This window comes from Nocardia sp. NPDC004151, from assembly GCF_042874235.1.
GTDB lineage: Bacteria > Actinomycetota > Actinomycetes > Mycobacteriales > Mycobacteriaceae > Nocardia.
Map to the genome: position 1 here is coordinate 153,883 of NZ_JBIAMR010000003.1, position 11,033 is coordinate 164,915.

Here is an 11,033-nt window from a genome sequence, read left to right on the forward strand (position 1 = left end):
CATTCCGTCTAGTGCGGTCAGTCGGACGTCGGTGTCGCCAGCGGCCAACCGCCGGCTGCGAGCCTGGAGGCCACCCGAGCGATATCGTCCTCGCCGGGCTGCTCCTTGGCAACTCGGGCGATGGCCGCCTCGATGTCGGCGCGCTCGATGTCCTCGCGATCCATATCCGGGGTCGCGACCCGGTCCCGGACCAGCCGCTCCACCACCAGGTGCACTTCGTAGTCGGTGAGCCGCCGGTGCAGGACGGCCAGCAACGCCACGTAATCGGACTGCGGGATGCCCTGCGGATATCCGGCTTTGAGCCAGTCCAGCACCTTCTGCAGCACGTTCTGGCGCGGCGGCGCGGCGGGGGCCGGGTCGGCGACGGGCGGGGTCGGCTGTTCGGGGGTACTCACGAGCGTGCCTTTCGATGAGGCGGCGTCACGCGCCGAGCAGGTGAATTCCGAGTCGGGTGGCGAGGAAGCCGCGTGCGATGAAGAGCACACCGACCACCACCGCGATCATGACCACCGCGAAGCAGACGGTGGAGGCGACCAGCGCGGCGGTGCGGGTGGCCCCGGTCGCGCCGTCGTCCACGTGGGCGCGGCAGCGGATGCCGACGGCGAAGACGGTGGGCAGCCCGGCCCCGAAGAGCATGGCGGCGAGCACGACTCGCCACAGGTCGGAGAGGTTGGAGAGCAGGGTGTGCATCGCGGTCTCCTAGCCGATTCCGACGGTGTCGTCATTGCGGTGGGGCTGCGCCGGCGCCGCGGGGGCGGCCGGAGCGGGCGCGCCCTCCCAGTCGGCGGTGACGTTGTGCGAGTTCACCTCGGCGCGCTTGGAGCGGTACCAGATCAGCGCGGCCATGGCGATCAGCAGCCCGAACACCACCAGCACGCCGACCGTGCCGCCGATGCCGTGCAGGATGGCCCAGCAGATCGCGCCGACCACACCGGCCAGCGGCAGTGTCAGCACCCAGGCGACCACCATGCGGCCGAGCACGTTCCAGCGCACCTCCGCGCCGGGCCGTCCGATGCCGGAGCCGAGGATGGATCCGGTCACCACCTGCGTGGTGGACAGCGGCAGGCCGAAGTGGGCCGAGGTGAGAATGATCGCCGCACTGGTGGATTCGGCGGCGAAGCCCTGCGGCGGCGCGATGTCGACCAGGCCCTTGCCCAGGGTGCGGATGATGCGCCAGCCGCCCAGGCAGGTGCCCGCGGCCATGGCGACGGCACACGACACGATGACCCACAGCGGCAGCGGATCGGTGGCTTTGGCCGAACCGTGCGCGATCAGCGCCAAGAAGATGATGCCCATGGTCTTCTGCGCGTCATTGGTGCCGTGCGCGAGCGAGACCAGCGACGAGGTGCCGATCTGTCCCCAGCGGAAACCGCGGGACACGGTCTTCTCGTTGCTGCCGCTGGTGATCCGGTACACCAGCCAGGAGGCGGCCGAGGCGACCAGCGCGGCCACGACGGGGGAGAGCACCGCCGGGATGATGATCTTGGCGATGACGCCTTTGCTGCCCGCGGTCCAGATCACGCCGTGCAGGCCCAGGGCGGCCAGTGTCGAGCCGATGATGCCGCCGAACAGGGCGTGCGAGGAACTGGACGGCAAACCCAACAGCCAGGTGAACAGATTCCACAGAATGCCGCCGACCAGACCCGCGAAGACGATGTCGAGCAGGGCCCGTCCGCTCACCTCCGACAGGTCGACGATGCCCGAGGCCACCGTCGCCGCGACGGCCACACTGAGGAAAGCCCCGATGAGATTCAGCGCCCCGGACAGGAGTACGGCGGTACGCGGCCGCAACGCCCCGGTGGCGATGGAGGTAGCCATCGCGTTCGCGGTGTCATGGAATCCGTTGGTGAAGTCGAACGCCAAGGCTGTGCAAACAACGATCAGCAGAACGAGCAGTTCGGCAGACACACCGATCAGTTTGCGTCATGGTCTTTACGGTCTGTTAACCGGTGCCCCGGACGTGTTTCACAGTTACCTTCGTGCTAAGGCCCGCGGGCCTCAGTCGTCGCCCCGGATGTCTCGCCGGATCGGATGATTCGCCGGGATCTCCACGAGCACCAGCGGCACGCCGTCGGGGTCGCGGAGCCACATCTCGATCAGTCCCCAGGGTTCGCGCACGGGCGCGCGGTCGATGGCGATCCCGCGCAGCGCGAGTTCCGCGGCGGCGTCCTCGCAGTCACGCACCTGCAACCAGATCGCCCCCGCGAACCCGCTCGGCGCGTCGCCCGCGCGCCCGTGCCCGGCCACCTCGAGCAGTCCCTGCCCGGCGAAGAAGACCGTCCCGCCCGGATACTCGCGAGCGATGGCCAGCCCCAGCGCGTCCCGATAGAAGGCCAGGGTCCGCTCGTAATCGCTCGGCCGGAGAATGACCCGACTGCTCAGTATCTCCATGAGTGCAGCATGACAGCTCGTCGTTTGCCGCACCCGAAGGTTCGGGGGCGAAGGCCCCGCGAGTTCCGGAGCGTCAGAAGTAGTAGGGGTACGGCGTCCAGTCCGGGTCGCGCTTCTCCAGGAACGCGTCACGGCCCTCCACCGCCTCGTCGGTCATGTAGGCCAGTCGCGTCGCCTCTCCGGCGAACAGCTGCTGACCGACCAGTCCGTCGTCCTGAAGGTTGAACGCGTACTTCAGCATCCGGATGGCCTGGGGCGACTTGCCCAGGATGTCGGCCGTCCACTCCAGCGCGACGTCTTCGAGCTGCTCGTGATCCACGACCGCGTTGACCGCTCCCATGGCGTGCATCTCCTCGGCGGTGTACGGCCGCCCCAGGAAGAAGATCTCGCGAGCGAACTTCTGTCCCACCATCTTCGCCAGGTAGGCGCTGCCGTATCCGCCGTCGAAGCTGCCGACATCGGCGTCGGTCTGCTTGAACCGGGCGTGCTCGCGGGAGGCGAGGGTGAGGTCGCAGACCACGTGCAGGCTGTGCCCGCCGCCCGCGGCCCAGCCGTTGACCAGGGCGATGACCACCTTGGGCATGAAGCGGATGAGCCGCTGCACCTCGAGGATGTGCAGGCGTCCGGCGCGGGCGGCGTCCACGGTGTCGGCGGTCTCGCCGGAGGCGTACTGGTAGCCGCTGCGGCCGCGGATGCGCTGGTCGCCGCCGGAGCAGAAGGCCCAGCCGCCGTCCTTGGGGCTGGGGCCGTTCCCGGTGAGCAGGACCGCGCCGACGTCGGAGGTCATCCGGGCGTGGTCGAGGGCGCGGTAGAGCTCGTCGACGGTGTGCGGCCGGAAAGCGTTGCGGACTTCGGGGCGATCGAAGGCGATCCGGACCGTGCCCTGCTCGACGTGCCGGTGGTACGTGATGTCGGTGAGGTTCTCGAATCCCGGAACGGGCCGCCACAGCGTCGCATTGAAGGTCACGGGAGTGAACATACTGTTCCGGTTCTCGCCGTGGTGAAGACCCACCGCAGTTCGGCGCGGTGTTTCGCAGGTCACCCGGAATTGCGGCGGCGGAATTCGGCCATCCGGCAAGGGCGCTGATCGTTAGCCGATGGACCGTCCGAAGGCCAAAGCGGTCACTTGTTACCCGTGGGGAAATGAACGACCGGGGAACAGTCGCCGAAAGTGAAACGCTGCCAATCGATTGCGGGTGCTTTACAGTGCTGTTGCTGCTGTGGCAGTAGCGGCGCATTGGCATCGTGTGCGTGGGGACACCGGTGCGTATAGTTGCGTGCGCTCGTTCATCGAAAAACTATCCGGAGGAACCTGAAAGTGGTTGCAGCACTGTCTGAATCCCTGCTCGATGACGCCAAGCGTCCCGCCTTCATCGCGGATGCGGAGAAGGTTTTGGACGGGGAGGTGTCGGACAAGGGCGGCGCGTCGGGCCTCGTCGTCAAGGGCGGCTACGCCGCGATCAAGAAGGTCAGCCCCTCGATCGTGGGTGACGCGCTGGAGTCCTTCGTGCCCAAGTTCGTCGAGCAGCTGGAGCCGTACTGGGCCGAGTACCAGAACGGCGGCTCGGGTTCGTTCGCCGATCTGCTGGTGTCCAAGCAGGACGAGGTCGCCGACGCACTGCTCGCCGTCACCGACGCGCGGGCCGAGGCCTCGTCGCGTCCGGCGCTGACCAAGGTCTACAACTCCATGCGCTCGTCGGCGAAGAAGCATGTCGCCGAGGCTCTTCCGCGCCTGGGTGACCTGGTTCAGCGTCACGCTGGTTAATCAACCGACCGGTTCGCGGCCCGGCGAGGGGCCGCGAACGGGGTCCGTTTGAGGTCATTGCGAATGCCCGCGAGGTGGTTCGGGGGCACTCGCGACCGATTCATCCCTGGGACTTGCCGACCCGCCAGTAGCCGGTGAAGGTGATGTCCGCCTTCGGGATCGCGCGCTCCTGCGCGAGATGCCGCCGCACGCCGGCTGCCAACTTCTGCTCGCCCGCCACGAAGGCGTAGACGCCGGTGCCGGGAATCTCGGCCTGCCGCACGGCCTCCGCGGCCAGCACCCCGACCTCGCCGTGCGCGTCGGTGCGGACCAGCCAGTTCACCGTGACGCCCGCGGGCTCGCCCAGTTCCTGCTTGTCCTCGGCGGACGGGATCTCGATGTAGGCCGCGCCCTTCGCCTCACGCGGCAGCGAGCGCAGCACGCCCGCGATGCCGGGCAGCGCGCTCTCGTCGCCCACCAGCAGCGTCCACTCGCAGTGGTCGGGGGCCTGGTAGGTGATGCCCTCGTCCAGCAGTCCGGCCTTGCAGCCGGGGGTGACGGTGTTCGCCCACGCGGAGGCGGGGGTGTCGTCGCCGTGGATGGCGAAGTCGATGTCGATCTCGGCGGTGCTGCCGTATTCGCCGAATCCGGCGGCCCGGTAGTCGCGGACGGTGTAGTTGCGGGCCAGCGGCCGGTGTTCCTTGCCCATCATCAGGTACTGCGCGTACCAGCCGAGGTTGGTGGCCGAGGTGGGCAGGCGGAGGTCGCCGTCGCGGCCCGGCATGAACAGCCGGAACCACTGGTCGAAGCCCATGGCGGTGAAGCCCGTCAGGCCCGGTCCGCCCAGGGTGACCCGCACGAAGTGCGGGCTGATCCGTTTGCTGGCCAGTACTTCGGCGGTGAGGATTTCCCGGTGTTCGGGCTTGACATGCTTGCTGCGCTTCGCCATTCGATTAGGTTAGCAAACCCTAACTTTTCAGTATAGGTGTGATCGGGCCGACGCAGCGCCCGGCCGGGCTGTCTGAGAGGCTGGAGGCGTGAATCCATCGACAGCACAGGCGCACGTCGTCGTCGACGAGCTCGCGCGCGGCGGAGTGCGAGACGTGGTCCTGTGCCCGGGATCGCGAAACGCGCCGCTGGCCTTCGCCTTACAGGCCGCTGACCAGGCCGGGAAGATCCGGCTGCACATGCGCATCGACGAGCGCAGCGCCGGATTCCTCGCCGTCGGCCTGGCCGTGGCGAGCGGCCGCCCGGTGCCCGTCGTGATGACCTCCGGCACCGCCGTCGCCAATCTCGGGCCCGCCGTGCTCGAGGCCAACTACGCCCGCGTTCCGCTGATCGTGCTCAGCGCCAACCGGCCCTACGAGATGCTCGGCACCGGCGCGAACCAGACGGTCGAGCAGTTCGGTCTGTTCGGTAGCCAGGTGCGCGCCGCCATCAGCCTCGGACTGGCCGAGGACGAGCCCGGCGCCGAGCTCTACCCGAAGCAGAACAGCGTGTGGCGCTCGGCGGTGTGCCGGGTGCTGGCCGCCGCCCGCGGCACCCGCTCCGGCAATGCCGGACCCGTGCACTTCGACATCCCGCTGCGCGAACCGCTGGTCCCGGACCTGGCGCCCGGCGACGCTCTGCCCGCCGGCCGGGTTGGCGAACAGCCCTGGACCGCAACCCAATACGCGACCCTGGACGTCCCGCTCGACATCGACCTGACCCCGGACACCGTGGTCATCTCCGGTCACGGCGCGGGCCATCGCCCCGAACTCGCGGCGCTGCCGACCGTGGCCGAGCCGACCGCCCCCATGCACGGCCCGGCGCTGCATCCGCTGGCCCTGCCGCTGCTGAAGCCGAAGCAGGCCATCATCACCGGCCGGCCGACCCTGCACCGGCAGGTGTCCAAGGTCCTCGCCGACCCGGAGGTCACCGTCTTCGCGCTGACCACGGGCCCGCGCTGGCCCGATGTGTCCGGCAACGTGGTGGGCACCGGCACCCGCGCGGTGACGCACGGCGCGCCCCGGCCGGAATGGCTGGAGCTGTGCCGGGATCTGAACGAGAAAGCCGTGTCGGTGGTGCGGGCCGAGCTGGCCGGACACCCGAAGCCGACCGGTCTGCACGTCGCGGCGGTGGTGCTCGGCGCCCTGCAGGACGGCGACCAGCTGCTGCTCGGCGCGTCCAATCCGGTCCGCGACGCGGCCCTGGTCGCGCACCCGCGCCCCGGCATCCGGGTGCTGTCCAATCGCGGCGTGGCCGGCATCGACGGCACCGTCTCGGCGGCGGTCGGCGCGGCGCTCACCCATCCCGGCCGCACCATCGCGCTGATGGGCGACCTGACCTTCCTGCACGACGCGTCCGGCCTGCTCATCGGCCCCGGCGAGCCACGGCCGGAGGATCTCACCATCGTGGTCGCCAATGACGACGGCGGCGGCATCTTCGAACTGCTCGAACAGGGCGACCCGCAGTACGCGGGCGTGTTCGAGCGGGTCTTCGGCACCCCGCACGGCATGGATCTGGCGGCATTGTGCGCCGCCTACCGGATTCCGCACCGCCAGGTCGACCCGTCCCAGCTGGCCGACGAGCTGACCGGCCGCGCGCACGGCATCCGCGTGCTCGAGGTCGCGACCGAGCGGTCCAGCCTGCGGGAACTGCACGCCACCGTGCGCGCGGGAGTGTCGAGCTAGCCGGGCAGGTCCCAGTCGTCGCCCATCGGGACGGGGATCGCCTGCTCGACGAGGTCGCCCTCGGACGCGGTCCAGCCGTTGTCGTCGGCGGGCAGCGGGGTGATCTCGGTATCGGATTCGAGGACCCGGTCGGCGAGTACGTCGCGGTCCGGGTAGGCATCGGTATCGGGGTAGGGCTCGTCCGCCGGGAAGGCGGGGATGTGCTGTTCGACGTAGTCGGCCTCGGGCACCGCGTCGATTCGATCGATCATCGCTGGCTCCTCTCTGCCGGTGGGGTCGTGCAGGCGGCCACCTTCGAGAATGCCCCTGCTCACGGCGATCGGCAACCGCCGCCGGGCGTCACTCGCCGGGTTGGGGGCCGTCGTCGGCGGGATGCTCGACCAGGGCGAGTACCCGCCCGGCCATGAAGCGGGCAGTACGTACTGGACCCCCGGTTCTGGTCACCTCACTGACTTCGATAATCCCGCGCGCGATGCGGGTTTCGATGCGGCGGCCCGCTCTGGTGGCCACGATTTCGTAGTTCCGAGACCCGTCGCCGGTGTCGACGACGATCTCCACACGATCACCCTTCATCTATCAATTCTCCTCCCCACCAGGGCTTTTCGCCGCTGATCGCACCTAACGAACCGGTTGCGACGCGGCGGTGCAAGCGCATTCGCGCGCCCGGCGATGAATTCCGCGGCCCCGCCCCGTCCTTATGACCGACCGGGCCGCACCGGCGGTTCGGCATGCCTCCGGGAGGAACCATGACCACTCCGGAATTCGATCTGGAAGCCGCCGCGGGTGGGCTGGAGGCGGTGGTCGCCGCCGTCTCCGCCGCCGACCTCGAGCGCCGCACGCCGTCCGGGATCAGCGTTGGCGACATGCTGGTCCACGTGCTCGGCTTCACCGAGGGCTTCCGGCAGGGCGCCACCAAGGAGATGATCGGCCGCTCGCAGCCGCCCGAGCCCGGTGCCGGGACCCTGCCCGAGGACTGGCGGGACCGCATTCCGGCGCAGTTGAAGGCACTGGTGGCGGCCTGGCGCGAACCGGCCGCGTGGTCGGGGCAGACCGAGGTCGGCGGCGTCCTCGCCCCCGCTCGGACGATGGCCGAGTTCGCGCTGGACGAGCTGATCGTGCACGGCTGGGACCTGGCCCGCGCGACGGCGCGACCCTACGATCCGGCCGACGCGGATCTCGAGGTGCTGCTGGGCATGCTGCGTGACACCCCGAGGGAGGGCGTCCCGGGACTCTTCGGGCCCGTGGTCGACATTCCGGCCGAGGCGCCGCTGCTGGACCGCGTCCTGGGATTGACCGGCCGCGATCCGGCCTGGACCCGGGACTGATCGGGGCTCGGAGCCGGGCCGTGGGCGCGGCGAGGGGTCGCGCCCACGCCCCTGGACAGAAGACTCAGGGCGCGGATCGCCCGGCGCCGGAGACGAATACGCCCCGTTCGGCGGCGAGGGCGGCGGCCGTCGCCGCGGCGGTGATCGTGGCGTCGTCGACCGGGTCGCCGCTGGCCAGCAGGCGGTAGTAGAGCGGGGCGGAGACGGCGGAAAGCACTGCGCGCGGGTCGGTTCCGGCCGGAACCTCGCCGCGCGCGGCGGCGGCTTCGACGCATGGCGACCATTCGGTGAGCCGGGTGTCGTAGAAGGCGCGCAGCGCCGCGGCCGCGGTGTCGTCGCTGGTGGCGGCGGCGATGACGGCCCGGAACAGGCGGCCCTGCCGGGGGTCGGTGAGGGTCTTCCCGACCAGCCGCGCATTGGCGAGCAGGTCGCCGCGCAGGGTGCCGGTATCGCTGTGGGGGAGTGAGGTTTCGGCCATGTCGGCGAGCAGGTCCGAGACCAGTCCGGCGGGGCTGCGCCAGCGGCGGTAGACGGTGGTCTTGCCGACCTCGGCACGGGCCGCGACCTCGGCCAGATCGAGGGTGGCGTAGCCGCGTTCGGCCAGCAGGTCGCCCGCGGCGCGCAGCACGGATTCGCGGACGCGCGCGGTGCGTCCACCGGGGCGAACCGAGCCGGGGCTCGCTGTGTCCTGATTCATAACGGTTCTCCAGTTCCGTTTGCGGCGAGACGAGTGTAGCGTCCCTGGTGTTAATGAAACTTTTGTTCCGTTAGGAGTGGTGATCATGGAGTACCGCCGGCTCGGCGCATCCGGTCTGCTGGTTCCGGCCCTGAGTTTCGGCGCGGGCACCTTCGGCGGCCGCGGCGAACTCTTCTCGGCCTGGGGCGACACCGACGCGGCTCAGGCCCGCCGCCTGGTGGACATCAGCCTGGACGCGGGCGTCACCCTGTTCGACACCGCCGACGTCTATTCGGACGGCGCCTCGGAAGAGGTACTGGGCGAGGCGATCCGGGGCCGCCGCGACCAATTGCTGATCTCGACCAAGGCCACCCTGCCCACCGGGCCAGGCCCGGCCGACGCGGGATCCGGTCGCGCCCGGCTGATCTCGGCGGTCGAGGGCTCGCTGCGCCGGCTCGGCGTCGAGCACATCGACCTGTTCCAGCTGCACGCCTTCGACGCGGGCACGCCCGTCGAGGAAGTGCTCTCGGCCCTCGACTCGCTGGTGCGCTCCGGCAAGATCCGCTACGTCGGCGCCTCCAACTTCGCGGGCTGGCAGCTGATGAAATCCCTGGCCGCCGCGGACCGGCACGGTTTCCCGCGCTATGTCGCGCACCAGGTCTACTACTCGCTCGCCGGGCGCGACTACGAATGGGAGCTCATGCCGCTGGGCTTGGACCAGGGCGTCGGCGCGGTGGTCTGGAGCCCGCTCGGCTGGGGGCGGCTCACCGGGAAGATCCGTCGCGGCCAACCGCTTCCGCCCGGCAGCCGCCTGCACAAGACCGCCGAGGCCGGCCCGCCCGTCGACGACGAGCTGCTCTACGACGTGGTCGACGTGCTCGACGAGATCGCCGCCGAAACCGGCCGCACCGTCTCGCAGATCGCCCTGAACTGGCTGTTGCGCCGCCCGACCGTGGCCACCGTCATCGTCGGCGCGCGCGACGAGGAGCAGTTGCGCCAGAATCTGGGCGCGGTGGGCTGGAGCCTCGACGCCGAGCAGATGGCCCGCCTGGACAAGGTGAGCGCGGTGACGCCGCCCTACCCCTACTACCCGTACTACCGGCTGGGGGACTTCGCGCGCGTCAATCCGCCTGTCGTGTAGGCGGTTACGCGGGCGGGAACAGACCCTGCGCGAGCACCGGCCACGACGCCTTCAGGTCGTCCTGCCAGTAGCCCCAGATGTGGGTGCCGCTGCTGCGGAATTCGAAGGTCGCCGGAATGCGCATGGATTCCAGGCGCTTCTGCAGGATCACTGTGGACAGTTCGCAATTGGCCTCGATGAGCGAGCCCAGCGCGACGGTCTTGGCGGTGTCCTCGGGCTTCTCCATGCGGCCGCGCGCCCCGGGCATGTCGAACGTGCCCGGGATGCCGTTGCCGGTGGAGATGAAAAGGTTGGTGCCGCGCAGTTTCTCGGCGTTCAGGGTGGGGTCGTTGGCCGCCCACATCGGGCCGCCCTCGGGGCCCCACATGTTCTCGACCTTGCCGCCGCCGTAGAGCTCGGTGACCATCTTGATGGCCTCGCGGGCCAGCGGCGTGGTGGTCTGGAAGAAGCCGCTGTAGACGGCGGCGCTCTTGAACAGGCCGGGGTTGAAGATCACCGAATTCAGCACGGGCAGACCGGCCATGGAGATCCCGGCGATGGCGTTGTTGCCGGTGCTGCCCAGCGCCGCGTCCATCAGCGGCGGCAGCTCCTTGCCGAGGTAGGTGGACCACTTGTTCACGCCGAGCGACTTGTCGGCCTGCATCCAGTCGGTGTACCAGCTGAACGCGCCGCCGATGATCTGCACGACATTGGCGTTCTTGTCGGACAGGAAATCCAGTGCGTCGGTGCGCAATTGCCAGGTCGCCGCGTCCACGCCGCCGCCCGCGCCATTGAGCAGATACAGAGTGGGCGCGGGTTCGGAGGTGTCGGCCGGGCGCTGGACATCGACCGGGAAGGTCTGGTTCATGGCCGCGGAGTAGACGGTGAAGACGACGTGGCGGCTGTCGGTGGCCGCGACGCTCTTGATGTAGGAGCCGTCCTCGGTCTTGAAGTCGGGGACGCTGACGCCGGGGGCGACGGGGGCGGCGGTGGGGTCCGCGCCGGCGGGCACGCAGCCCAGGCTCAGGGTCGCGGCGGCCGCGAGGGCCGCTACCGCGATTCGTCCGGTGATTCGACTGATCCGACCGTTCACGCTCCCGGCCCT

General features: G+C 69.8%; 14 protein-coding genes. 4 read left to right on the forward strand and 10 right to left on the reverse strand.

Translation table 11 applies throughout. From position 1 onward, the window contains the following. Positions 1-17: 17 nt before the first annotated feature. From ACFYTS_RS08240 to ACFYTS_RS08260, 5 genes are all read right to left on the reverse strand, one after another. Complete coding sequence (locus tag ACFYTS_RS08240) at positions 18-395, reverse strand: DUF3349 domain-containing protein (RefSeq protein WP_387302257.1); 378 nt, start codon at positions 393-395, stop codon at positions 18-20. A 25-nt stretch (positions 396-420) separates the two neighbouring features. Further along, on the reverse strand, positions 421-690 hold the full coding sequence (locus ACFYTS_RS08245; RefSeq protein ID WP_357281821.1) for a hypothetical protein: 270 nt from the start codon (positions 688-690) through the stop codon (positions 421-423). A 9-nt stretch (positions 691-699) separates the two neighbouring features. Then, complete coding sequence (locus ACFYTS_RS08250; RefSeq protein WP_357281819.1) at positions 700-1,908, reverse strand: inorganic phosphate transporter; 1,209 nt, start codon at positions 1,906-1,908, stop codon at positions 700-702. Between the two features lie 90 nt (positions 1,909-1,998). Then, a complete protein-coding gene (locus ACFYTS_RS08255; RefSeq protein ID WP_387302260.1) occupies positions 1,999-2,391 on the reverse strand; it encodes a VOC family protein in 393 nt (130 codons plus the stop codon). A gap of 73 nt (positions 2,392-2,464) precedes the next feature. Continuing rightward, a complete protein-coding gene (locus ACFYTS_RS08260; RefSeq protein ID WP_357281816.1) occupies positions 2,465-3,358 on the reverse strand; it encodes a 1,4-dihydroxy-2-naphthoyl-CoA synthase in 894 nt (297 codons plus the stop codon). A gap of 351 nt (positions 3,359-3,709) precedes the next feature. Here ACFYTS_RS08260 and ACFYTS_RS08265 point away from each other — a divergent pair, with 351 nt between their 5' ends. Further along, positions 3,710-4,156 carry a DUF6918 family protein gene (locus tag ACFYTS_RS08265; RefSeq protein ID WP_357281814.1) on the forward strand — a complete coding sequence of 149 codons (447 nt, stop codon included), beginning with the start codon at positions 3,710-3,712 and terminating at the stop codon, positions 4,154-4,156. 100 nt (positions 4,157-4,256) lie between these two features. Here ACFYTS_RS08265 and ACFYTS_RS08270 read toward each other — a convergent pair whose 3' ends face one another. Then, positions 4,257-5,084, reverse strand: coding sequence for a siderophore-interacting protein (locus ACFYTS_RS08270; RefSeq protein WP_357281813.1), 828 nt, complete (start codon positions 5,082-5,084; stop codon positions 4,257-4,259). 88 nt (positions 5,085-5,172) lie between these two features. Here ACFYTS_RS08270 and menD point away from each other — a divergent pair, with 88 nt between their 5' ends. After that, a complete protein-coding gene (gene menD, locus ACFYTS_RS08275) occupies positions 5,173-6,807 on the forward strand; it encodes a 2-succinyl-5-enolpyruvyl-6-hydroxy-3-cyclohexene-1-carboxylic-acid synthase (RefSeq protein WP_387302263.1) in 1,635 nt (544 codons plus the stop codon). Here the strand turns inward: menD and ACFYTS_RS08280 are convergent. Next, a complete protein-coding gene (locus ACFYTS_RS08280) occupies positions 6,804-7,058 on the reverse strand; it encodes a hypothetical protein (RefSeq protein WP_357281809.1) in 255 nt (84 codons plus the stop codon). The genes menD and ACFYTS_RS08280 overlap by 4 nt on opposite strands. A gap of 88 nt (positions 7,059-7,146) precedes the next feature. After that, positions 7,147-7,380: a hypothetical protein gene (locus ACFYTS_RS08285; RefSeq protein WP_357281808.1), complete on the reverse strand. Its 234-nt coding sequence runs from the start codon at positions 7,378-7,380 to the stop codon at positions 7,147-7,149. Between the two features lie 173 nt (positions 7,381-7,553). Between ACFYTS_RS08285 and ACFYTS_RS08290 the strand changes: the two genes are divergently transcribed. After that, positions 7,554-8,132, forward strand: a complete 579-nt coding sequence (locus ACFYTS_RS08290; RefSeq protein ID WP_387302265.1) for a TIGR03086 family metal-binding protein — start codon at positions 7,554-7,556, stop codon at positions 8,130-8,132. 64 nt (positions 8,133-8,196) lie between these two features. On the opposite strand, the gene ACFYTS_RS08295 is transcribed toward ACFYTS_RS08290, so the two are convergent. After that, positions 8,197-8,829, reverse strand: a complete 633-nt coding sequence (locus ACFYTS_RS08295) for a TetR/AcrR family transcriptional regulator (RefSeq protein ID WP_357281805.1) — start codon at positions 8,827-8,829, stop codon at positions 8,197-8,199. A gap of 85 nt (positions 8,830-8,914) precedes the next feature. Here ACFYTS_RS08295 and ACFYTS_RS08300 point away from each other — a divergent pair, with 85 nt between their 5' ends. After that, positions 8,915-9,949, forward strand: a complete 1,035-nt coding sequence (locus ACFYTS_RS08300; protein ID WP_387302267.1) for an aldo/keto reductase — start codon at positions 8,915-8,917, stop codon at positions 9,947-9,949. A 4-nt stretch (positions 9,950-9,953) separates the two neighbouring features. Here the strand turns inward: ACFYTS_RS08300 and ACFYTS_RS08305 are convergent, their stop codons facing one another. Next, positions 9,954-11,021: an alpha/beta hydrolase family protein gene (locus ACFYTS_RS08305; RefSeq protein ID WP_357281801.1), complete on the reverse strand. Its 1,068-nt coding sequence runs from the start codon at positions 11,019-11,021 to the stop codon at positions 9,954-9,956. Positions 11,022-11,033: the final 12 nt, after the last annotated feature.